This is a genomic window from Pseudomonas yangonensis (assembly GCF_009932725.1).
Classification (GTDB): Bacteria; Pseudomonadota; Gammaproteobacteria; order Pseudomonadales; family Pseudomonadaceae; genus Aquipseudomonas; species Aquipseudomonas yangonensis.
In genome coordinates, this window is the sequence record NZ_BLJU01000001.1 from 270,087 (window position 1) to 290,234 (window position 20,148).

Consider the following 20,148-nt stretch of genomic DNA (forward strand, 5'->3'; position numbering starts at 1 on the left):
TTTCTCTCCGAGTCTGTCCACGACCCGCTCGGCCAGGCATCACATCAGTCGAGGCTTCAACCGTGGACAGACTCTCACCAGGAGGCCTGTCATGGAGCACTGGAAAACCATCATCGAAACCGGCAACCGCTGTTTTTCCGACGGCGACTGGGTCACGGCCCGCGAGCTCTATCTGCAGGCATTGGCAGAGGCGCAGGTGATGTTCGGGCGCTGGCCTGATCACAACATGGCGGTGGCGGCCTTCGTAATTTCCCATCACAACCTGGCCGACCTGCATCTGACCCTCGGACAGCCCGAGGAGGCCGCAGAGAACCTCTGCGCCAGTCACGAGCGCCTGCTGCAAACCCTGGCCGACGGCCAGCAGCCGCAGGCTCTGCGTGAAGTCGCACTGCACCACAGCCGCCGTACCTACGTCGAGCTGTTGCAGTTCATCGGCGAGCACGGGGCCTTCCCTCGTACCGATCGTTTGCTGGGGGCTTCGCAGCGTCATGCCTGGCAGCGCCCATCGCTCAGCCCGGCCAGCCAAGGCCGCCACTACCACTGACGGAGAACGTTCATGTCCTACAGCTTGCCCGCACTGCCTTACGCTTACGATGCCCTGGAGCCGCATATCGATGCGCAGACCATGGAAATCCACCACCTCAAGCACCACCAGACCTATATCAACAATCTGAACGCGGCCCTGGAAGGGACGTCCTATGCAGAAGAACCGGTGGAAGGCCTGCTGGCCCGGTTGAAGGAGTTGCCGCAAGACCTGCATGCGGCGTTGATCAACCAGGGCGGCGGCCACGCCAACCATACACTGTTCTGGACAGTCATGTCGCCTGCCGGCGGGGGTAAGCCAGAAGGCGAAATGGCCACAGCGATCGATGCCGAGCTGGGCGGCTTCGCAGCGTTTCAGGACGCTTTCACCAAAGCTGCGCTGAGCCGTTTTGGCAGTGGCTGGGCATGGCTCAGCGTGACATCGGAGAAAAAACTCGTGGTAGAGAGCAGCGCCAACCAGGACAGCCCGTTGTTGCATGGCAACACGCCCATCCTCGGGCTGGATGTATGGGAGCACGCTTACTACCTGCGCTACCAAAATCGCCGGCCGGAATATATCGGAGCCTTCTACAACGTCATCGACTGGCGTGAAGTGACGCGTCGATACCGGCAGGCCCTGAGCTGAATGTGCGGATACCAACGGTGATGCGAGCCCCGCTGACTTCTCTCCCCGGCCTCAATGGTCGAGTTCTGCGTTATCTGTTCGGCGGAGCCATCCTGTTTTGCGGTGGGTTGCTGCTGTTCATTCAATCGGCCGCACTGATCGACCAGGGAGTACAGCCGCAACTGATGCGAGCGATGCAGGCTGGCCTGCTATGCGCCACAGGAACGGCGCTGGGCGCTCTGCCGGTGCTCTTTATGGGCGAGCTTTCCCGGCGCTGGCGTGACAGCCTGCTCGGGTTCGGGGGTGGCGTCATGCTGGCGGCGACCGTCTTTTCGCTGCTCACTCCGGCATTGGATGTGGCGGCGGACCAGGGCTTCAGCCCTTGGGGGGCGGGGGCCATGGCCAGCATTGGGTTGCTGCTGGGCGCTGCAGCGCTTTTGGGGCTGGGGCGGTTGCTGGAGCAGCGGCAGTGCCTTTCGCAGCCGCATGCTGGACCGGGACCTGGCGTGCTGCTGTTCGTGATTGCCATCATGCTGCACAACGTGCCGGAAGGTATGGCTGTCGGGGTGGCGGCGGGAGCCGCGCCGATGGCCTGGCGATCGGCATTGCCCTGCAGAACGTTCCGGAGGGGCTCATCGTCGCCTTGGTATTGGCCACTGCAGGCGTGAATCGCGGCAAGGCGGTGCTGATTGGTGTCGTGTCCGGGTTGGTCGAGCCGCTGTTCGCGGTGCTCTGCGCATGGCTGGTGAGTGTTTCTCAGGTGCTGTTGCCCTGGGGCTTGGCACTAGCGGCTGGGGCCATGCTGTTCGCCGTAGTTCATGAAATCATCCCCCAGTCGCACAGCAACGGGCACCGCGGCGATGCCAGCCTGGCGCTGACGGTGGGCTTCTGCGTAATGATGGTGCTGGATACGGCGCTGGCTTAGAGGCGCGTCAGTGGGCTGACTGCGCGTCATTCGCCTTCTTCGAAGTAGTTTTCAATGAGGCCGACCAGCGCATTCATCGCCTGCTCGTCCTGCTCGCCCTCGGTCAGCAGATGCACATTGGTGCCCTTGCCGGCAGCCAGCATCATGACTGCCATGATGCTCTTGCCGTCTACCAGGCTGTCGGCGCTTCGGCCGATGCGCACCTGACAGGGGTAGGTGCTCGCCACGCCGACGAACTTCGCCGCGGCGCGGGCGTGCAGACCGAGTTTGTTGATGATGGTGATTTCACGTGCGGGCATCGCGGCAGGGCTCCTTAGCTGAGGTCGCGGTGACGCACCTGGACGTTCTTCAGCGAGTCTTTGAGTGCCTGGCTGAGGCGGTTGGCCAGATACACCGAGCGGTGGTGGCCGCCGGTGCAACCAATGGCGATGGTGACGTAGGCGCGGTTGCTGGCGGCGAAGCGCGGCAGCCATTTTTCCAGATAGGCGAGGATGTCCTGATACATTTCCTCGACCTCCGGTTGCGCGGCCAGGTAGTCGACCACGGGCTGATCCAGGCCGGAATAGTCACGCAGCTCAGGCTTCCAGTAAGGGTTGGGCAGGCAACGTGCATCGAACACCAGATCGGCGTCCACCGGCATGCCACGTTTGAATCCGAATGACTCGACCAGAAAGGCGGTCCCGGTCTGCGTCTGGCCGAGCAGGCGCAGCTTGAGCGTATCGCGCAACTGGTAAAGATTCAGCCGGGTGGTGTCGATCTTCAGATCGGCACGATCGGTGATAGGCGCGAGCAGCTGGCTTTCGTAGGCGATGGCCTCGGCCAGCGAGCGGTTGTCGTTGGTCAGCGGGTGGCGTCTGCGGGTTTCCGAAAAACGCTTGAGCAGCGTCTCGTCCTCGGCGTCCAGGTAGAGCACATCGCAGCGGATGCTGCGTTTGCGCACTTCTTCGAGCAGCTCCGGAAAGCGCTTGAGCTGGCTCAGCAGGTTGCGTGCATCGATAGAGACGGCGACTTGCGGCAGCAGCATGTCGCTGTGCGGCAGGAAGCGCTCGGCGAGGTCCGGCAGCAAGCCGGCCGGCAGGTTGTCGATGCAATAAAAACCGTTGTCCTCAAGTACATCGAGGGCGGTGCTCTTGCCCGAGCCCGAGCGACCGCTGACGATGATCAGGCGCATGTCATTGACCGTTCTGAATGTCCACCACGACCTGATAGAGATCTTCGCCACTGTTAGCCTGGCGTAGACGTTCACGTACATCCTGGCGGTCGAGCATGCTGGCGATCTGGCGCAGTAGTTCGAGGTGCGCGTCGGTTGCCGCTTCCGGCACCAGCAGGACAAACAGCAGATCGACCGGCGCGCCGTCGATGGCGTCGAAGTCGACGGCGGTATCGAGGTGCAAAACGGCGCTGATCGGTGCACTGCAGCCGGCCAGACGGCAGTGGGGTATGGCGATGCCGTTGCCGAAGCCGGTGGAGCCGAGCTTCTCGCGGGCGATAAGGCTTTCGAATATGTCCTGGGCATCCAGGTCAGGCAGGTCGCGGGCGACCAGATTGGCGATCTGTTCGAGCACGCGTTTCTTACTGCCGCCCGGCACGTTCACCAGGGAACGGCCGGGGGTCAGGATGTTTTCAAGTCGGATCATGGATGGGGAATGTTAGCGGGCCGTGGCGCCTTGCAGACGCTCGAGCTGCTTTTCCTTGTGCTTGATAAGTTGACGGTCGAGTTTATCGGCCAACAGGTCGATGGCTGCGTACATGTCCTGGTGTTCTGCGTTGGCGACGACTTCGCCGCCGGCAACATGCAGGGTGGCTTCGATCTTCTGCTTGAGTTTCTCGACCTCCATGGTCACCTGAACGTTGGTGATCTTGTCGAAGTGGCGTTCCAGTCGGCCCAGTTTCTCGCCGATGTAGTCACGCAGGGCGTCGGTCACATCCAGCTGATGTCCACTGATGTTGACTTGCATACCGCTTTCTCCTTGTTGCCTTGTGTAAGCGGCGGGTCCGATTCGACCCGCCTCCGGAACACTTTGGCCTGAAGACCTTGGCCTTCAGTCGATCTGGCCTACATCAGTCGCTTGCGCTCACTAGAGGGCGCTATACCGAGGGACTCGCGATACTTGGCGACCGTCCGACGGGCGACTTGGATGCCTTGTGCCTCCAGTAAACCAGCGATCTTGCTGTCACTCAACGGCTTTTTCGCGTTTTCTGCGGCAACCAGTTTTTTGATGATCGCGCGGATCGCCGTGGACGAACATTCGCCGCCTTCGGAGGTGCTGACGTGGCTGGAGAAGAAGTATTTCAGCTCGTAAATGCCGCGTGGGGTGTGCATGAATTTCTGCGTGGTGACGCGTGAAATGGTCGACTCGTGCATGCCTACCGCTTCGGCGATGTCGTGCAGCACCAGAGGCTTCATCGCCTCGTCACCGTAATCGAGAAAACCGCGTTGGTGCTCGACGATCTGCGTGGCCACCTTCATCAGCGTCTCGTTGCGGCTCTGCAGGCTCTTGATGAACCAGCGCGCCTCCTGCAGCTGATTGCGCATGAAGGTGTTGTCGGCGCTGGAGTCGGCGCGTTTGACGAAGCCGGCATACTGCGGGTTGACCCTCAGGCGCGGCATTGCTTCCTGATTCAGTTCCACCAGCCAGCGGTCGTTGTGCTTGCGCACGATCACGTCGGGTACGACATACTCCGGCTCGCTGGATTCGATCTGCGAACCCGGGCGCGGATTCAGGCGCTGGATCAGGTCGATGACCTGACGCAGTTCGTCTTCCTTGAGTTTGGTACGGCGCATCAGTTGGGCGTAGTCGCGGCTGCCGAGCAACTCGAGATAATCGCTGACGACGCGCTGGGTTTCGTTCAGCCAGGGCGTATTGGCAGGCAGCTGGCGCAGTTGCAGCAGCAGGCATTCGCGCAGGTCGCGTGCACCGATACCGGCTGGTTCGAACTGCTGGATGCGGTGCAGGACGACTTCCACTTCGTCCAGTTCGACATCCAGCTCGGGGTCGAAGGACTCGGTCACTTCCTCGAGGGTTTCCTCGAGATAGCCGTCGTTGTTGATGCAGTCGATCAGGGTGGCGGCAATCAGCCGATCCTTGTCCGACATGGGGGCAAGGTTCAGTTGCCAGAGCAGGTGACTGTGCAGGCTCTCGCCGCTGGAGGTGCGGGTGGTGAAGTCCCACTCGTCATCATCGTTGCTGGGCAGGCTGCTGGCGCTGGTCTGGTAGATGTCTTCCCAGGCGGTATCGACCGGCAACTCGTTGGGGATGCGTTCGCCCCATTCGCCGTCTTCCAGGTTGTCCACGGTGGGCGTGCTTTCCTGGTAGCTCTCTTCCTTGCTCGGCGCAGGGGTGGCGCTTTCGGCACCATCGGCCATCGGATCGCTGTTGTCGAAGTCGTCGCCATCTTCCTGGCGCTCGAGCATGGGGTTGGATTCCAGTGCCTCCTGGATTTCCTGTTGCAGGTCCAGGGTCGACAGTTGGAGGAGGCGGATAGCCTGTTGCAGCTGCGGGGTCATCGTCAGCTGCTGGCCCATCTTGAGGACTAGCGATGGTTTCATTGCAGACCTTAATTTACTGGCGAGTTACGCCTTCCACATCAGGGCGCCGGAGCGCCGCCAGGAAGCAAATTATATGCCTGAATTTCTCGTTCTTGCCTAGAGGGTGCAATATTTCTGTAGCGAAACGTCGCCGACCTAAAGGCGGAATTCGTGGCCCAGATAGACTTCTTTCACTGTCTGGTTGGCGAGGATGGTCTCGGCGTCGCCTTCGGCGATCAACTGCCCGTCGTTGACGATGTAGGCGGTTTCGCAGATATCCAGAGTCTCGCGCACGTTGTGATCGGTGATCAGAATGCCGATACCCTTGGTCTTGAGGTGGTGGATGATCTGTTTGATGTCGCCCACCGAGATCGGGTCGACACCGGCGAAGGGTTCGTCGAGCAGGATGAACTTGGGATTGGTCGCCAGGGCGCGGGCGATCTCCACGCGGCGGCGCTCACCACCGGACAGGCTCATGCCCAGGCTGTCGGCGATATGGTGGATATGGAACTCCTGCAGCAGGCTGTCCAGCTCCGCCTTGCGCCCGGCGCGGTCCAGGTCCTTGCGCGTTTCCAGAATGGCCATGATGTTGTCCGCCACCGACAGCTTGCGGAAGATCGAGGCTTCCTGCGGCAGGTAGCCGATGCCGGCGCGCGCGCGCCCGTGCATGGGCTGATGGCTGACGTCCAGGTCGTCGATCAGCACGCGGCCCTGATCGGCGCGTACCAGGCCAACGATCATATAGAAGCAGGTGGTCTTGCCGGCGCCATTGGGGCCGAGCAGGCCGACGATCTGACCGCTTTCGATGCTCAGGCTGACGTCACGCACGACCTGGCGGCTCTTGTAGCTTTTCGCCAGGTGTTGGGCTTTGAGAATGGCCATTACTGCTGCTGATCCGCGGGTTTGTTCTTCGGTTGGATGACCATGTCGATGCGTGGACGCGGCGTGCTGACGTTGCCGCCCGTGGCGCGACCTGCATTGACGATCTGGCGGCGGGTGTCGTACACGATCTTCTCGCCTTCGAAGGTATTGCCTTCCTGAATCACCTTGGCCTGATCGATCAGTACGATGCGCTCGTTGCTGGCGAAGTACTGGATGGTCTTGCCGTAGGCCTTGACGATCTCCTTGTCCTCGGCCGGCTTCTGCTCGTAGTAGGCCAGATTGCCTACCGAGGTGAAGACATCGATATCGCCGCTGGCGGTCTGCGTGATGGTCACGGTGTCGCCGGTGATCTTCAGGGTGCCCTGGGTGATGATCACATCGCCGCGGTAGACGGCTACGCCTTGCTTGTCATCCAGCTCGGCACTGTCGGCCTGAATGCGGATCGGCTGGTCGCGGTCCGATGGCAGTGCCCAGGCAGCCGCGCTTCCCAATGCGGCGCCGAGGCTGATAATCAGGGGGAGGGTATTAACGAACCTCATGCTGGCCTCTTACGTTGGACTGCAGGAGCATCCTGCCGTCATTCAAGTACGCTTTCATTCCTTGTGCCGTGGTCACCCCGTTGGCCGCGACGATTCTAACGGCTTGCTCGGTCTGCGCATATTCCTTGTCGGGAATAACGGTCATGCGGCTACTGGTGATGATGGTTGGACGATTCTTGGCATCGGTGCGGGCTATACGCACGTCGTCGATCAGTTCCACCTCGACGCCGCCGGGAGAGACCTCGGCGCGCTGGCTGGTCACCTTCCACGGCAGTTCGGTGCCGCGATAGAGGTCGAGCTTGGGTGTGTCGATCAGGGTGATGTCGGTGCTCTTGACGTGTTCGAGCTTGTCCGCGGTCATGCGGTAGTGCAGTTTGCCGTCGTCCTGGAACTGTACGGTACGCGCGCCGAGGACATAGAAGTCGACGACGTTGTCGTCGCCACCCTGTTGGGTCACGCGGGCGCTGTCCGGTGCGAGGTTCCAGTAGCCCAGAGCGGCCACCACGACTGCAATCAGGGCAAAGATCAGAGTATTTAAAAGTTTACGCGGCATGCTGTTCTCTACAGGTAGGCGGCCTGGGCCGCGTCCAGTGTGCCCTGGGCACGCATGATCAGTTCGCAGAATTCCCGCGCAGCACCGTCGCCGCCGCGCGCCTGGGTTACGCCATGGGCGTGCTGGCGCACGAAACTGTCGGCGCTGGCCACGGCCATGCCCAATCCGACCCGGCGGATAACCGGAAGATCCGGCAGGTCGTCGCCCAGATAGGCAACCTGTTCATAGCTTAGGCCGAGTTCGGCGAGCAGGCCGTCGAGCACCACGAGTTTGTCCTCACGGCCCTGGAACAGGTGCTGGATACCGAGGTTGTTGGCGCGGCGCTCGACGACCGGCGTCTTGCGCCCGCTGATGATGGCGGTACGGACGCCCGAATTGATCAGCATCTTGATGCCGTGACCGTCGAGCGTGTTGAAGGTCTTGAACTCGCTGCCGTCTTCAAGGAAGTACAGGCGGCCGTCGGTGAGCACTCCGTCGACGTCGAAGATCGCCAGTTTGACGGCGCGGGCGCGTTGCAGCAGGTCGTTCATCACATCACTCCGGCGCGCAGCAGATCGTGCATGTTGAGGGCGCCGACCGGGTTGTCCTGGTCGTCGACCACCACCAGCGCGTTGATCTTGTGGTCTTCCATGATTTTCAGTGCTTCGGCGGCGAGCATCTCGGCGCGGGCAGTCTTGCCGTGCGGGGTCATGACTTCGTCTATCGATGCCTGGCGCACGTCGATGCCCTTGTCCAGTGTGCGGCGCAGGTCGCCGTCGGTGAAGATGCCGGCCAGGCGGCCGTCTTCTTCGAGCACCACGGTCATGCCCAGACCTTTCTGGGTCATTTCCAGCAGCGCATCGCGCAGGCTGGTGCCGCGATTCACCCGTGGCAGGGCGTCGCCTGCGTGCATGACGTTTTCCACCTTGAGCAGCAGCCGACGGCCGAGCGCGCCGCCCGGATGGGAAAAGGCAAAGTCTTCTGCGGTGAAGCCGCGCGCTTCCAGCAGGGCGATGGCCAGGGCATCGCCCAGCACCAGGCTGGCGGTGGTCGAAGAGGTCGGTGCCAGGTTCAGCGGGCAGGCTTCCTGGGACACGCGTGCGTCGAGATTGACTTCGGCGGCCTTGGCCAGCGGTGAGTCGGGGTTGCCGGTCATGCTGATCAGGCGGATGCCGAGGCGTTTGATCAGCGGCAGCAAAGTGACGATCTCGGCGGTCGAGCCCGAGTTGGACAGGGCCAGAACGATGTCGTCCTTGGTGATCATGCCCATGTCGCCGTGGCTGGCTTCGGCCGGGTGGACGAAGAATGCCGTGGTGCCGGTGCTGGCCAGGGTGGCGGCGATCTTGTTGCCGATATGACCGGACTTGCCCATGCCGACCACGACCACGCGCCCCTTGCAGCTCAGAATGAGCTCACAAGCCTTGATGAAATCGGCATTGATGCGGGGCAACAGCTCCTGCACCGCTTCGAGTTCGAGGCGGATGGTGCGCTGCGCGGAATCAATCAGGTCGCGGGTCTGGTTCATGGGGCTGAGCTGTCGGGCGAAAAAAGACGGAGATTATAACGGGAAAAGCTCTCCGCGCTCACCCTCGCCGCAGCGAGGCAGTGTCGAAGCTGTCGCAAGACTGAACGCTGCATTGTGGCGCTATTGGGCGGCATGTTCGGCAAATGCTATAGTTCGCGGCCATTTTGGCCCCCTCTGGCCGGTGCGTGTCCTCGCTTCGGGAGGCGGCGTCTGCAAGGAAGGCCTGATTTTCAAGGAGTTCAGATGAGCGCCGAGCACGATTATGCAATCGAGTTGCAGGGCGTCAGCTTTCAGCGCGGCACGCGGTCGATTTTCGACAAGGTCGACATCCGCATCCCGCGCGGCAAGGTCACCGGCATCATGGGCCCCTCCGGCTGTGGCAAGACCACGCTGCTGCGCCTGATCGCCGCCGAGTTGCGCCCGTCTGCGGGCGATGTACGTGTCGCTGGCGTCAGCCTGCCGAAGCTCTCGCGTGACGAGCTGTTCGATATGCGCAAGCAGATGGGCGTGTTGTTCCAGAGCGGGGCGCTGTTCACCGATCTCGACGTGTTCGAGAACGTGGCCTTCCCGCTGCGCGTGCATACCCAACTCCCGGAAGAGATGATTCGCGACATCGTCCTGATAAAGTTGCAGGCCGTTGGCCTGCGCGGGGCGCTGGATCTGATGCCGGATGAGCTGTCCGGCGGCATGAAACGCCGTGTGGCGCTGGCGCGAGCTATCGCCCTCGATCCGCAGATTCTGCTGTATGACGAGCCGTTCGTCGGCCAGGACCCTATCGCCATGGGCGTGCTGGTGCGTCTGATTCGCCTGCTCAACGATGCGCTGGGCATCACCAGCGTGGTGGTTTCTCACGATCTCGCGGAAACCGCCAGCATCGCCGATTACCTCTATGTCGTCGGTGATGCTCAGGTGCTGGGGCATGGCACGCCGGCCGAGCTGATGGAGTCGGACAACCCGCGTATTCGTCAGTTCATGAAGGGCATTCCGGACGGCCCGGTGCCGTTCCATTTTCCAGCGCCGGACTATCGCGAAGATCTGTTGGGGAGAGCCTGATGCGCAAAATTTCACCGCTCGAACGGCTGCGGCTGTTCGGTCGTGCGGGTATCGATGTGGTCGCGACGCTGGGGCGTTCGGTGCTGTTTCTCGTCGGCGCGTTGTTCGGCCGCAGTCGCGCCGGCAAGCCGCTGCAACTGCTGATCAAGCAGTTGTTCGCGGTCGGCGTGATGTCCTTGGCGATCATCGTCGTTTCCGGGATATTCATCGGCATGGTGCTGGCCCTGCAGGGCTACAACATTCTGGTCAGCTACGGCTCCGAGCAGGCAGTCGGGCAGATGGTTGCGCTGACCCTGTTGCGTGAGTTGGGTCCCGTGGTGACTGCATTGCTCTTCGCCGGCCGCGCCGGTTCCGCGCTGACGGCAGAAATCGGCAATATGAAATCCACCGAGCAGCTTTCCAGTCTGGAGATGATCGGCGTCGATCCGCTCAAGTACATCGTCGCGCCGCGGCTGTGGGCCGGCTTCATTTCCATGCCACTGCTGGCGATGATCTTCAGTGTCGTGGGCATCTGGGGCGGGGCGATGGTTGCCGTGGACTGGCTGGGCGTCTACGAGGGCTCGTTCTGGTCCAACATGCAGAACAGCGTTTCCTTTTACGATGATGTGCTCAATGGCGTGATCAAGAGCATCGTCTTCGCCTTCGTGGTGACCTGGATCGCCGTGTTCCAGGGCTACGACTGCGAACCCACTTCCGAGGGCATCAGCCGCGCGACCACGCGCACCGTGGTGTATGCCTCGCTGGCCGTTCTGGGCCTGGATTTCATTCTGACCGCTTTGATGTTTGGAGACTTCTGATGCAAAACCGCACGCTGGAGATTGGTGTCGGCCTGTTCCTCATGGCCGGTGTGCTGGCCCTGCTGCTGCTGGCCCTGCGCGTCAGCGGCCTGAGCGTCGGCAGCGCAGGCGATACCTACAAGGTCTACGCCTACTTCGACAACATCGCCGGGCTGACCGTGCGCGCCAAGGTGACCATGGCCGGCGTGAGCATCGGCAAGGTCACCGCCATCGACCTGGATCGCGACAGCTACATGGGGCGGGTGACTCTGGAACTCGATGGCAACGTCAATAACCTGCCTGAGGACTCCACCGCGTCGATCCTGACGGCTGGTTTGCTTGGCGAAAAATACATCGGCATCAGCGTCGGTGGTGACGAGGAGGTGCTCAAGGACGGCAGCACCATCCACGACACGCAGTCCTCGCTGGTGCTGGAAGACCTGATTGGCAAATTCCTGCTCAATTCGGTCAATAAAGATGAAGCCAATTGATGAGGGCTCCTGACATGTTCAAGACCGTGCGTAATTCCCTGCTGGCGTTGCTGGCCGTCATGCCGCTGCTGGCCGTCGCCGCGCCAAGCGCGCATGAGGTGGTGCAGCAGACCACCGATACCCTGCTGGCTGATCTCAAGGCCAACAAGGAACGCTATCGCAGCGATCCCAACGCGTTCTACGAGTCGCTCAACGAGATTCTCGGCCCGGTGGTCGATGTCGACGGTATTTCCCGTGGCGTGATGACCGTGCGCTATTCGCGTCAGGCCTCGCCCGAGCAGATGAACCGCTTTCAGGAGAACTTCAAGCGCAGCCTGATGCAGTTCTATGGCAACGCCCTGCTCGAATACAACAACCAGGACATCCGCGTACTGCCGGCCAGCGGCAAGCAGGACGCCGAGCGTACTTCGGTCGGTATGGAAATCCGTGATGGCAAGGGCGTGGTTTATCCGCTGTCCTACACCATGGTTTCTCAGGATGGCACCTGGAAGCTGCGCAATGTGGTGATCAATGGCATCAACGTCGGCAAGCTGTTCCGCGACCAGTTCGCCCAGTCGATGCAGAACAACCGCAACGACCTGGACAAGGTCATCGACACCTGGGCCGATACCGTGGCCAGGGCGCGCCAGGCTCGGGGCGAATCGTGAGTCAGGCGAGCATCAGTGAACGCGCCGCCGGGCAGTTGCAGCTCAGTGGCGTGCTCGATTACAGCACCGGGCCGCAGCTGCGCGAGCAGGGCGCGCGCCTGATCGCTTCCAGCAGCGCTGCGCGTCTTTCGCTCGACTGCAGTGCGGTGGAGAAATCCAGCAGTGTCGGTCTGGCACTGCTGCTGGCGTTCGTTCGCGATGCGCACAAAGCCGGGCGCGAGCTGTCGATCAGCGCGTTGCCTGGCGATATGCGAGAGATCGCTCAGGTCAGCGGTCTGCTCGAGTTGCTGCCGCTGCAATCGTGAAGCGCTTCGTCGTTCCGTCAGCACCGCTGCTGGCGGGGTTCGCAGGCGGAAGGCTTTTTTGTATGATGGCCGACCCGCGGGCGCCGGTGCCCGAATGCGTCAGACGAGGTCGAGCATGCAGGCTGCAGAAGTAAAAAGCCTCCTAGAGGAAAAACTCCCGAATACCCAGGTGGAAGTCGAAGGTGAAGGCTGCAACTTCCAGCTGAACCTGATCAGCGACGAGCTGGCCGCCCTCAGCCCGGTCAAGCGTCAGCAGCAGATCTATGCCCACCTCAATGCCTGGATCGCCAATGGCAGCATCCACGCCGTGACCATGAAATTCTTCAGCCAGGCCGAATGGGCCGCGCGTTCCTGAGCCTGCGGGCGACGAGATTCCTATGGATAAACTGATCATTACCGGCGGCGCTCGCCTCGATGGCGAAATCCGCATTTCCGGTGCGAAGAACTCTGCGCTGCCGATTCTGGCCGCCACTCTGCTGGGTGACGAGCCCGTCACCATCTGCAACCTGCCGCACCTGCACGACATCACCACCATGATCGAGCTGTTCGGCCGCATGGGCATCGAGCCGGTGATCGACGAGAAGCTGGCGGTGGAAGTCGACGCCCGCGCGATCAAGACCCTGGTCGCCCCTTACGAGCTGGTAAAAACCATGCGCGCTTCGATCCTGGTGCTCGGCCCGATGGTCGCGCGCTTTGGCGAGGCCGAAGTCGCGCTGCCGGGCGGTTGCGCCATCGGCTCGCGTCCGGTCGACCTGCACATCCGTGGCCTCGAGGCCATGGGCGCGATCATCGATGTCGAAGGTGGCTACATCAAGGCGCGGGCGCCTGAAGGTGGCTTGCGCGGCGCGCATTTCTTCTTCGACGTGGTCAGCGTGACCGGTACCGAGAACATCATGATGGCCGCGACCCTGGCCAAGGGCCGTAGCGTGCTGGAAAACGCCGCACGTGAGCCGGAGGTGGTCGACCTGGCCAACTGCCTGATCGCCATGGGGGCGAAGATCCAGGGCGCGGGTACGGACACCATCATCATCGATGGCGTCGAGCGCCTGCATGGCGCGCGCTTCAATGTCATGCCCGACCGTATCGAGACCGGCACCTATCTGGTCGCCGCTGCTGTTACCGGTGGCCGCGTCAAGGTCAAGGATGCCGACCCGTCGACTCTGGAAGCCGTACTGGCCAAGCTGCAGGAAGCCGGCGCCGAGATCACCACCGGTCCGGACTGGATCGAACTGGACATGAAGGGCAAGCGTCCGAAGGCCGTCAACCTGCGCACCGCGCCGTACCCGGCATTCCCCACCGACATGCAGGCGCAGTTCATCGCCCTCAATGCCGTGGCCGAAGGCACTGGCACCATCATCGAAACCGTTTTCGAAAACCGTTTCATGCACGTCTACGAGATGCTGCGCATGGGCGCCAACATCCTGGTCGAAGGCAACACGGCTGTTGTCACCGGCGTCGAGATGCTCAAGGGCGCGCCCGTGATGGCGACCGACCTGCGTGCTTCGGCGAGCCTGGTGCTGGCTGCGCTGGTAGCCGAAGGCGATACGTTGATCGACCGCATCTACCACATCGACCGTGGCTACGAATGCATCGAGGAAAAACTGCAGTTGCTCGGTGCCAAGATCCGCCGCGTGCCGGGCTGATCGCCTGCGTCCGTTGTCGTAAGGCCGTTCCCTGTCGGAGCGGCCGCTTCCGTTCAAGGAAACCGTTTCATGCTGACCATCGCCCTGTCCAAAGGCCGCATTCTCGATGACACCCTGCCGTTGCTGGCTGCGGCCGGTATCGAGCCGACCGAGAACCCGGACAAGAGCCGCAAACTGATCATTCCCACCACGCAGGATGACGTACGCCTGCTGATCGTGCGTGCTACCGACGTGCCGACCTATGTCGAACATGGCGCGGCTGACCTTGGCGTGGCGGGCAAGGATGTGCTGATGGAGTACGGCGGTCAGGGCATTTATGAACCGCTGGATCTGCAGATCGCCAAGTGCAAGCTGATGACCGCCGGCAAGGTCGGCGCGCCGGAGCCCAAGGGCCGCCTGCGCGTGGCCACCAAGTTCGTCAACGTCGCCAAGCGCTACTACGCCGAGCAGGGCCGTCAGGTCGACATCATCAAGCTGTACGGCTCGATGGAGCTGGCGCCACTGGTGGGCCTGGCCGACAAGATCATCGACGTGGTCGACACCGGCAACACCTTGCGTGCCAACGGCCTGGAACCGCAGGAACTGATCGCCACCATCAGCTCGCGTCTGATCGTCAATAAGGCTTCGATGAAGATGCAGCACGGCCGCATCCAGGCGCTGATCGAAACCCTGCGTGGCGCGGTCGAGGCGCGACACCAAGGCTGACTCCTTTCCGCGACTTCTGGTCGCGGCAGCCTATCCGTGTCATAGCCATTTTTCTTGGGTGCCCGCACGGTGGGCTTGCTACTCTAGCGGCGCCTGAGATTTGCTATTACACGAGGCTTTGCCATGACCGCTCCCATTGCCGTTCGCCGACTCAACGCTGCTGACCAGGATTTCGCCCGACACCTGGATCATCTGCTGAGCTGGGAGAGCGTGTCTGACGATGGCGTCAACCAACGCGTGCTGGAAATCATCCAGGCCGTGCGCCAGCGTGGCGATGCGGCCCTGGTCGAGTACACCCAGCGTTTCGATGGCCTGGAGGTCGCCTCCATGGCCGACCTGATCCTGCCGCGCGAGCGTCTGGAGCTGGCCCTGACCCGCATCAGCGCCGAGCAGCGTCAGGCCCTCGAAGTCGCCGCCGAGCGCGTGCGCAGCTACCACGAGAAGCAGAAGCAGGATTCCTGGCGCTACAGCGAAGCCGACGGCACCGTGCTGGGGCAGAAAGTCACCCCGCTGGACCGCGCCGGCCTGTACGTGCCGGGCGGCAAAGCCTCCTATCCGTCTTCGGTGTTGATGAATGCCATCCCGGCCAAGGTCGCCGGCGTGCCCGAGGTGGTCATGGTGGTACCGACCCCGCGCGGCGAGATCAACGAGATCGTCCTGGCAGCTGCCGCCATCGCCGGCGTCGACCGGGTGTTCACCATTGGTGGCGCCCAGGCCGTGGCGGCGCTGGCCTATGGCACCGAGAGCGTGCCGCCGGTGGACAAGATCGTCGGCCCGGGCAACATCTACGTGGCTACCGCCAAGCGCCACGTGTTCGGCAAGGTCGGTATCGACATGATCGCCGGGCCCTCGGAAATTCTGGTGGTATGCGATGGCCAGACCGATCCGGACTGGATCGCCATGGACCTGTTCTCCCAGGCCGAGCACGACGAGGATGCTCAGTCGATCCTGGTCAGCCCGGATGCCGCTTTCCTCGACAAGGTTGCCGAGAGCATCGCCAAGCTGCTGCCGACCATGGAGCGGGCCGAGATCATCCGCACCTCGCTGGAAGGTCGTGGCGCGCTGATCCAGGTGGCGGACATGGCCCAGGCCATCGAGGTGGCCAACCGCATCGCGCCCGAGCACCTGGAGCTGTCGGTGGCCGACCCCGAGGCCTGGCTGCCCGAGATTCGCCACGCCGGCGCCATCTTCATGGGGCGCTACACCGCGGAAGCCTTGGGCGACTACGTGGCCGGCCCGAATCACGTGCTGCCCACTTCCGGCACCGCGCGCTTTTCCTCGCCGCTGGGGGTGTACGACTTCCAGAAGCGTTCGTCGATCATCTTCTGCTCGCCGGACGGCGCGTCGGAGCTGGGCAAGAGCGCTTCGGTGCTGGCCCGCGGCGAGTCGCTGACAGCGCACGCACGCAGCGCCGAGTACCGCATCAAAGAGTGACCCGAACCGCGTAGGAACGAGTTCTGCTCGCGAGCAGCATGCGAGCAGAGCGCCAGGTGCGCTCTCGTTACTACCGAGCAATGTGAACCGAATTCGAGGAGAGAAGGGCAGATGAGCAAATTCTGGAGCCCCTTCGTCAAGGACCTGGTGCCCTATGTGCCGGGCGAGCAGCCCAAGCTGAGCAAGCTGGTCAAGCTCAACACCAACGAGAACCCCTACGGCCCGTCGCCCAAGGCTATCGCGGCGATGCAGGCCGAGGTCAACGACGACCTGCGTCTGTATCCGGACCCCAACGGCGACCGCCTGAAACAGGCAGTGGCCGACTATTACGGCGTGAGCACCGCCCAGGTGTTCGTCGGCAACGGCTCCGACGAGGTGCTCGCGCATGCCTTCCATGGTCTGTTCCAGCACGGGGCGCCACTGCTGTTCCCGGATATCAGCTACAGCTTCTATCCGGTGTACTGCGGTCTGTACGGCATCGACTTTGAACAGATTGCGCTGGATGATGAGTTCCAGATCCGCGTCGAAGACTATGCCCGGCCCAATGGCGGCATCATCTTCCCCAATCCCAATGCGCCGACCGGCTGCCTGCTGCCACTCGAGGCCGTCGAGCGTCTGCTGCAGGGCAGCCCGGATTCGGTGGTGCTGGTCGATGAGGCCTATATCGACTTCGGCGGCCAGAGCGCCATCGCTCTGGTCGACAAGTACCCGAACCTGCTGGTGACCCAGACCTTGTCCAAGTCGCGTTCGCTGGCCGGTCTGCGTGTCGGCATCGCGGTCGGTCACCCGGACCTGATCGAGGCGCTGGAGCGGATCAAGAACAGCTTCAACTCCTATCCCCTCGATCGCATGGCCATTGCCGGCGCGGCGGCGGCGTTCGAGGATCGCGAATACTTCGAGCAGACCTGCAAGCAGGTGATCGAAAGTCGTGAGCAGGTGGTCGTCGGGCTGCAGCAGCTGGGCTTCGAGGTACTGCCTTCGGCTGCCAATTTCGTCTTCGCCCGTCATCCGAACAAGGACGCTGCAACGCTGGCAGCCGGCCTGCGTGAGCAGGGTGTGATCGTGCGCCACTTCAAGCAGCAGCGTATCGCCCAGTTCCTGCGTATCACCATCGGTACGGCGGAGCAGAATCAGGCCTTGCTGGGCGCCCTGCAAAACCTGTAATCCGGGCAGTTCGAAAAAAGCCGGTACCGCTCACGCGCTACCGGCTTTTTCATACGCGCTTTCCGTGGGCGTCACTCGTGGTGCGGTTCACCGAGGAAGGTCAGCGAGGTGAACAGGCCGCGGGTCTCGATATCGGCATCGTTCTCCACCGGCAGGCTCACTTCGGCGCTGATGATATTCAGCCCCTCGTTACGCACCATGACCTGTGCACGGCCCTCGGCATCGGTTACCGCGCTGACCTGATGCGGAGCACTGCGGTAGTCACCGATCAATTCGACTCCCTTCATTGGCTTGCCATCTACCAGCACACGCACCGGCAGGGGCTTGCCAGGGCCGACCTTGAGCGGATCGACCTCTGGAACGATGACCAGTTTCAGCGCCTTGAGATCGGGCAGCTTGGCGCCTTCGGCATGGATCGCCAGGCTGTACTTGAAGGTATGCAAGGACTCGGTGGAATCAGGTACCTGGCTGCGGCCCTGGTTGATCCATTGGCCGTCCGGGGTTTTCGACCAGGCGCCGTTGTCCAGCGCGACACCGAGTACCGCGGGTTTCTTCAAGGGTTGCAGGCGGGCATGGTCGGCCAGGCGCTCGACGGTCACCGGAATCATCTTGCCGGCGGCGTCATAGGCCCAGGCACCGCTGATCTTCTCCGGCTTGAAGGCGTTGTCTTCGGCTCCGTGGCCATAGACCACTTCGATGTTGCCGCGTCGCTCCTCGGTCCACAGGCCGTGGGCGAGAACGCTACTGCTGGCGAACAGGCCGGCGAGCAGCAGGCAGGCGGGAATGCGCATGAATATCTCCAATTCACAGGTTGAGGGTCAGGCTGACGCTGAGGTTACGGGGATCGCCGGGCATTACCCAGACGTTGTTGAACGAGCGCTCGTAGTACTTGCGATCGAACAGGTTGTTGAGGTTCAGGCCCAGGTTCAGATCCTTGGTGGCCTGCCAGCGGGCCAGCAGATCGACCGTGGTGTAGGCCGGCAGCTCGAAGTTGCTGCCGGTCTGCCCGGAGCGGTCGCCGACGTAGTTGACCGCGGCACCGAGCTCCGAGCCCTGCAGCGAGCCGCCCTGGAACTGGTAGACGCCCATCAGGCTGGCGCTGTTGCGGGCGATGCCGAGCAGATCGCTGCCCTCGGGGATGCTGTTGTCCTTGGTCACCTCGGCGTCGATGTAGGCGTAAGCACCTATCACTCGTAAGGCACCGGTGAGCTGACCGCTGACCTGCAGGTCCAGGCCCTGGCTGCGGGCCTTGCCGGCGGCGATGCTGTCGCCGGGGTTGTTCGGGTCGGCGGTCAGCACGTTTTCCTTGTCGATATGGAACAGCGCCACGGTGGCGCCGAGGCGACTGTCGAACAGGTCGAGCTTGAGGCCGGTCTCGTAGCCGAGGCCTTTCTCCGGTTTGAACACCTGGCCCTGGGCACCGATGGCGTTGGGCTTGAACGACATGGAGGCGTTGGCGAACACGCCGACTTCCGGCGTCAGCTGGTAGAGCACGCCAGCGCGCGGGGTAGCGACTTCCTTGGTCTGTTCGTTGCTGACCCGCGTGCTGCGGTTCAGTGCCGTCTGCTCGAAACGCTCCAGGCGCACGCCGAGCAGGCCGCTCCAGCGCTCGCTGAAGGTGATCTGGTCCTGCAAGTTGAGGGCGTAGCTTTCCGTGTGCTCGTGAAAGTCGTTGGGATTGACGATGGGCGGCTTGGGCTGGCCATAGACCGGGTTGTAGATGTTCTGGCCGTAGCCCAGGCCGGTGACGCTCTGCGGGTACTTCTGGCTGTTACGGTAGTTCTCGTACTCCAGGCCCAGCAGCGTCTGGTGCTGCCAGCCGGCCAGGTCGAACTGGCCGTGCAGTTCGGCCTGAGTGATGCTGTCGTTCCATTCGAAACTGCGCTCGCGGTAAAAGCGTGTGACCTGATCGCCGATCAGCCGCGACGGCTCGGAGCTGTTGCCGTCCAGCGTGCCCTGGCTGTAGTGGCTGGCCAGGCGCAGCTTCCAGGCATCGCTCAGATAATGCTCGAGACTGACCTGCAGCAACTGGTTGTCGTTGCGGATCTTGCCGTCGTTGGGTTCGCCGAGGAAGGTCGAGCGCTTGACCGCCCCCATCTTGCCGTCGACGGCGGGAATGCCGCGGTCGAACACCGAATCGGTGCGCGAGAACTCACTGTCGATCATCAGCAGGGTGTCCGGCGACAGCTGCCAGCTCAGGCTCGGGTTGACGATCTGCCGCTGATTGCCGACGTGATCGCGGAAGCTGCCGTTGTCCTCCACCGCCAGGTTGACGCGCGAGAGCAGCGTGCCCTCGTCGTTCAGCGGCGTGTTGACGTCGAGGCTGCTGCGGTAGCGATCCCAGCGTCCGGCACTGGCCTTGAACTGGGTGAAGGCCTCCTGTTGTGGGCGCTTGGTGACGATATTGACCAGGCCGCCTGGATCGCCGCGGCCATACAGAGCGGCGGCCGGGCCCTTGAGCACTTCCAGGCGCTCGACGGCCGAGGCGTCCGGTGAGCTGTAGCTGCCACGGTTGATGGCGAAACCGTTGCGGTACAGCTCGCCGGTGGTGAAGCCGCGCACGCTGTAGTTGAGGAAGGTCTGGCCGCCGAAGTTGTTCTGCCGCGACACGCCGCCGGCGAAGTCCAGGGCGCGGTCGATACGGCTGCTGCCAAGATCTTCCAGCACCTGCGCGGGCACTACGCTGATGGCCTGGGGGATTTCGTCGATCGGCGTGTCGGTGCGGGTGGCGCTGGACGAGCGTTTGGCGCGGTAGCCCTGCACCGGCCCGTCGGCCTGTTCGCCGGGAGCGCTGATGATGCTGTCAGCCAACTGGGCAGGAGATTCGGCGGCAACGACGCAAGGGGTCATG

Annotated in this window: 24 protein-coding genes and 1 pseudogene; 13 read left to right on the forward strand and 12 right to left on the reverse strand. The window is 62.6% G+C overall.

Annotated features, from left to right (window positions below; translation table 11 throughout):
- The first annotated feature begins 91 nt into the window (after positions 1-91).
- The 3 genes and pseudogenes from GYB81_RS01180 to GYB81_RS01190 all read left to right on the forward strand — a co-directional run bounded on the left by GYB81_RS01180 (position 92) and on the right by GYB81_RS01190 (position 2,072).
- Entirely contained in the window at positions 92-544 is a 453-nt protein-coding gene (locus tag GYB81_RS01180; protein ID WP_161864938.1) for a tetratricopeptide repeat protein, read from the forward strand.
- Positions 545-556: 12 nt separating this feature from the next.
- Complete coding sequence (locus GYB81_RS01185) at positions 557-1,168, forward strand: superoxide dismutase (protein ID WP_161864939.1); 612 nt, start codon at positions 557-559, stop codon at positions 1,166-1,168.
- Positions 1,169-1,188: 20 nt separating this feature from the next.
- Positions 1,189-2,072 (forward strand): annotated as a pseudogene (locus GYB81_RS01190) (ZIP family metal transporter).
- A 26-nt stretch (positions 2,073-2,098) separates the two neighbouring features.
- Here GYB81_RS01190 and GYB81_RS01195 read toward each other — a convergent pair.
- From GYB81_RS01195 to GYB81_RS01240, 10 genes are all read right to left on the reverse strand, one after another.
- A complete protein-coding gene (locus tag GYB81_RS01195) occupies positions 2,099-2,371 on the reverse strand; it encodes an HPr family phosphocarrier protein (RefSeq protein WP_161864941.1) in 273 nt (90 codons plus the stop codon).
- Between the two features lie 14 nt (positions 2,372-2,385).
- Entirely contained in the window at positions 2,386-3,243 is an 858-nt protein-coding gene (gene rapZ, locus GYB81_RS01200; protein WP_161864942.1) for an RNase adapter RapZ, read from the reverse strand.
- A 1-nt stretch (position 3,244) separates the two neighbouring features.
- The gene (gene ptsN, locus GYB81_RS01205) at positions 3,245-3,709 is read right to left on the reverse strand and encodes a PTS IIA-like nitrogen regulatory protein PtsN (protein ID WP_090427348.1); all 465 of its coding nucleotides are present in this window, start codon (positions 3,707-3,709) and stop codon (positions 3,245-3,247) included.
- A gap of 12 nt (positions 3,710-3,721) precedes the next feature.
- The gene (gene hpf / locus GYB81_RS01210; protein WP_003242873.1) at positions 3,722-4,030 is read right to left on the reverse strand and encodes a ribosome hibernation-promoting factor, HPF/YfiA family; all 309 of its coding nucleotides are present in this window, start codon (positions 4,028-4,030) and stop codon (positions 3,722-3,724) included.
- Between the two features lie 98 nt (positions 4,031-4,128).
- Positions 4,129-5,622 carry an RNA polymerase factor sigma-54 gene (locus tag GYB81_RS01215; RefSeq protein ID WP_161864943.1) on the reverse strand — a complete coding sequence of 498 codons (1,494 nt, stop codon included), beginning with the start codon at positions 5,620-5,622 and terminating at the stop codon, positions 4,129-4,131.
- 135 nt (positions 5,623-5,757) lie between these two features.
- On the reverse strand, positions 5,758-6,483 hold the full coding sequence (gene lptB / locus GYB81_RS01220; protein ID WP_161864944.1) for an LPS export ABC transporter ATP-binding protein: 726 nt from the start codon (positions 6,481-6,483) through the stop codon (positions 5,758-5,760).
- A complete protein-coding gene (lptA, locus tag GYB81_RS01225) occupies positions 6,483-7,022 on the reverse strand; it encodes a lipopolysaccharide transport periplasmic protein LptA (RefSeq protein ID WP_161864945.1) in 540 nt (179 codons plus the stop codon). The genes lptB and lptA overlap by 1 nt, the downstream gene beginning before the upstream one ends.
- Complete coding sequence (lptC, locus tag GYB81_RS01230; protein WP_161864946.1) at positions 7,009-7,575, reverse strand: LPS export ABC transporter periplasmic protein LptC; 567 nt, start codon at positions 7,573-7,575, stop codon at positions 7,009-7,011. Before lptC ends, lptA begins: the two co-directional genes overlap by 14 nt.
- Positions 7,576-7,583: 8 nt before the next feature.
- The gene (locus tag GYB81_RS01235; protein ID WP_161864947.1) at positions 7,584-8,105 is read right to left on the reverse strand and encodes a KdsC family phosphatase; all 522 of its coding nucleotides are present in this window, start codon (positions 8,103-8,105) and stop codon (positions 7,584-7,586) included.
- The gene (locus GYB81_RS01240; protein ID WP_161864948.1) at positions 8,105-9,079 is read right to left on the reverse strand and encodes a KpsF/GutQ family sugar-phosphate isomerase; all 975 of its coding nucleotides are present in this window, start codon (positions 9,077-9,079) and stop codon (positions 8,105-8,107) included. The genes GYB81_RS01235 and GYB81_RS01240 overlap by 1 nt, the downstream gene beginning before the upstream one ends.
- 243 nt (positions 9,080-9,322) lie before the next feature.
- Here GYB81_RS01240 and GYB81_RS01245 point away from each other — a divergent pair, with 243 nt between their 5' ends.
- The 10 genes from GYB81_RS01245 to hisC all read left to right on the forward strand — a co-directional run bounded on the left by GYB81_RS01245 (position 9,323) and on the right by hisC (position 17,297).
- Positions 9,323-10,132 carry an ATP-binding cassette domain-containing protein gene (locus GYB81_RS01245; protein ID WP_161864949.1) on the forward strand — a complete coding sequence of 270 codons (810 nt, stop codon included), beginning with the start codon at positions 9,323-9,325 and terminating at the stop codon, positions 10,130-10,132.
- Positions 10,132-10,929 (forward strand): lipid asymmetry maintenance ABC transporter permease subunit MlaE, encoded by a 798-nt coding sequence (gene mlaE / locus GYB81_RS01250; RefSeq protein WP_161864950.1) that lies wholly within the window; start codon positions 10,132-10,134, stop codon positions 10,927-10,929. The genes GYB81_RS01245 and mlaE overlap by 1 nt, the downstream gene beginning before the upstream one ends.
- Positions 10,929-11,399 carry an outer membrane lipid asymmetry maintenance protein MlaD gene (gene mlaD, locus GYB81_RS01255; RefSeq protein ID WP_013714108.1) on the forward strand — a complete coding sequence of 157 codons (471 nt, stop codon included), beginning with the start codon at positions 10,929-10,931 and terminating at the stop codon, positions 11,397-11,399. Before mlaE ends, mlaD begins: the two co-directional genes overlap by 1 nt.
- Positions 11,400-11,413: 14 nt before the next feature.
- The gene (locus GYB81_RS01260) at positions 11,414-12,046 is read left to right on the forward strand and encodes an MlaC/ttg2D family ABC transporter substrate-binding protein (protein ID WP_161864951.1); all 633 of its coding nucleotides are present in this window, start codon (positions 11,414-11,416) and stop codon (positions 12,044-12,046) included.
- Positions 12,043-12,351, forward strand: a complete 309-nt coding sequence (locus tag GYB81_RS01265) for an STAS domain-containing protein (RefSeq protein ID WP_161864952.1) — start codon at positions 12,043-12,045, stop codon at positions 12,349-12,351. Before GYB81_RS01260 ends, GYB81_RS01265 begins: the two co-directional genes overlap by 4 nt.
- Positions 12,352-12,466: 115 nt before the next feature.
- Positions 12,467-12,706 (forward strand): BolA family protein, encoded by a 240-nt coding sequence (locus GYB81_RS01270; protein WP_161864953.1) that lies wholly within the window; start codon positions 12,467-12,469, stop codon positions 12,704-12,706.
- A gap of 22 nt (positions 12,707-12,728) precedes the next feature.
- Positions 12,729-13,994: a UDP-N-acetylglucosamine 1-carboxyvinyltransferase gene (gene murA / locus GYB81_RS01275; protein ID WP_161864954.1), complete on the forward strand. Its 1,266-nt coding sequence runs from the start codon at positions 12,729-12,731 to the stop codon at positions 13,992-13,994.
- Between the two features lie 69 nt (positions 13,995-14,063).
- Positions 14,064-14,699: an ATP phosphoribosyltransferase gene (hisG, locus tag GYB81_RS01280; protein ID WP_161864955.1), complete on the forward strand. Its 636-nt coding sequence runs from the start codon at positions 14,064-14,066 to the stop codon at positions 14,697-14,699.
- 123 nt (positions 14,700-14,822) lie between these two features.
- The gene (gene hisD / locus GYB81_RS01285) at positions 14,823-16,133 is read left to right on the forward strand and encodes a histidinol dehydrogenase (protein ID WP_161864956.1); all 1,311 of its coding nucleotides are present in this window, start codon (positions 14,823-14,825) and stop codon (positions 16,131-16,133) included.
- A 111-nt stretch (positions 16,134-16,244) separates the two neighbouring features.
- Entirely contained in the window at positions 16,245-17,297 is a 1,053-nt protein-coding gene (hisC, locus tag GYB81_RS01290; protein WP_161864957.1) for a histidinol-phosphate transaminase, read from the forward strand.
- Between the two features lie 71 nt (positions 17,298-17,368).
- On the opposite strand, the gene GYB81_RS01295 is transcribed toward hisC, so the two are convergent.
- Positions 17,369-18,088, reverse strand: coding sequence for a DUF4198 domain-containing protein (locus GYB81_RS01295; RefSeq protein ID WP_161864958.1), 720 nt, complete (start codon positions 18,086-18,088; stop codon positions 17,369-17,371).
- 13 nt (positions 18,089-18,101) lie between these two features.
- On the reverse strand, positions 18,102-20,147 hold the full coding sequence (locus GYB81_RS01300) for a TonB-dependent siderophore receptor (RefSeq protein ID WP_178101790.1): 2,046 nt from the start codon (positions 20,145-20,147) through the stop codon (positions 18,102-18,104).
- Position 20,148 lies beyond the last annotated feature (1 nt).

What these genes read in the sequence shown, in the direction of transcription:
- GYB81_RS01180 (WP_161864938.1), top strand. Translation starts at nt 92, where the DNA reads ATGGAGCACTGGAAAACCATCATCGAAACCGGCAACCGCTGTTTTTCC.
- GYB81_RS01185 (WP_161864939.1), top strand. Translation starts at nt 557, where the DNA reads ATGTCCTACAGCTTGCCCGCACTGCCTTACGCTTACGATGCCCTGGAG.
- GYB81_RS01195 (WP_161864941.1), bottom strand. Translation starts at nt 2,371, where the DNA reads ATGCCCGCACGTGAAATCACCATCATCAACAAACTCGGTCTGCACGCC.
- rapZ (WP_161864942.1), bottom strand. Translation starts at nt 3,243, where the DNA reads ATGCGCCTGATCATCGTCAGCGGTCGCTCGGGCTCGGGCAAGAGCACC.
- ptsN (WP_090427348.1), bottom strand. Translation starts at nt 3,709, where the DNA reads ATGATCCGACTTGAAAACATCCTGACCCCCGGCCGTTCCCTGGTGAAC.
- hpf (WP_003242873.1), bottom strand. Translation starts at nt 4,030, where the DNA reads ATGCAAGTCAACATCAGTGGACATCAGCTGGATGTGACCGACGCCCTG.
- GYB81_RS01215 (WP_161864943.1), bottom strand. Translation starts at nt 5,622, where the DNA reads ATGAAACCATCGCTAGTCCTCAAGATGGGCCAGCAGCTGACGATGACC.
- lptB (WP_161864944.1), bottom strand. Translation starts at nt 6,483, where the DNA reads ATGGCCATTCTCAAAGCCCAACACCTGGCGAAAAGCTACAAGAGCCGC.
- lptA (WP_161864945.1), bottom strand. Translation starts at nt 7,022, where the DNA reads ATGAGGTTCGTTAATACCCTCCCCCTGATTATCAGCCTCGGCGCCGCA.
- lptC (WP_161864946.1), bottom strand. Translation starts at nt 7,575, where the DNA reads ATGCCGCGTAAACTTTTAAATACTCTGATCTTTGCCCTGATTGCAGTC.
- GYB81_RS01235 (WP_161864947.1), bottom strand. Translation starts at nt 8,105, where the DNA reads ATGAACGACCTGCTGCAACGCGCCCGCGCCGTCAAACTGGCGATCTTC.
- GYB81_RS01240 (WP_161864948.1), bottom strand. Translation starts at nt 9,079, where the DNA reads ATGAACCAGACCCGCGACCTGATTGATTCCGCGCAGCGCACCATCCGC.
- GYB81_RS01245 (WP_161864949.1), top strand. Translation starts at nt 9,323, where the DNA reads ATGAGCGCCGAGCACGATTATGCAATCGAGTTGCAGGGCGTCAGCTTT.
- mlaE (WP_161864950.1), top strand. Translation starts at nt 10,132, where the DNA reads ATGCGCAAAATTTCACCGCTCGAACGGCTGCGGCTGTTCGGTCGTGCG.
- mlaD (WP_013714108.1), top strand. Translation starts at nt 10,929, where the DNA reads ATGCAAAACCGCACGCTGGAGATTGGTGTCGGCCTGTTCCTCATGGCC.
- GYB81_RS01260 (WP_161864951.1), top strand. Translation starts at nt 11,414, where the DNA reads ATGTTCAAGACCGTGCGTAATTCCCTGCTGGCGTTGCTGGCCGTCATG.
- GYB81_RS01270 (WP_161864953.1), top strand. Translation starts at nt 12,467, where the DNA reads ATGCAGGCTGCAGAAGTAAAAAGCCTCCTAGAGGAAAAACTCCCGAAT.
- murA (WP_161864954.1), top strand. Translation starts at nt 12,729, where the DNA reads ATGGATAAACTGATCATTACCGGCGGCGCTCGCCTCGATGGCGAAATC.
- hisG (WP_161864955.1), top strand. Translation starts at nt 14,064, where the DNA reads ATGCTGACCATCGCCCTGTCCAAAGGCCGCATTCTCGATGACACCCTG.
- hisD (WP_161864956.1), top strand. Translation starts at nt 14,823, where the DNA reads ATGACCGCTCCCATTGCCGTTCGCCGACTCAACGCTGCTGACCAGGAT.
- hisC (WP_161864957.1), top strand. Translation starts at nt 16,245, where the DNA reads ATGAGCAAATTCTGGAGCCCCTTCGTCAAGGACCTGGTGCCCTATGTG.
- GYB81_RS01295 (WP_161864958.1), bottom strand. Translation starts at nt 18,088, where the DNA reads ATGCGCATTCCCGCCTGCCTGCTGCTCGCCGGCCTGTTCGCCAGCAGT.
- GYB81_RS01300 (WP_178101790.1), bottom strand. Translation starts at nt 20,147, where the DNA reads ATGACCCCTTGCGTCGTTGCCGCCGAATCTCCTGCCCAGTTGGCTGAC.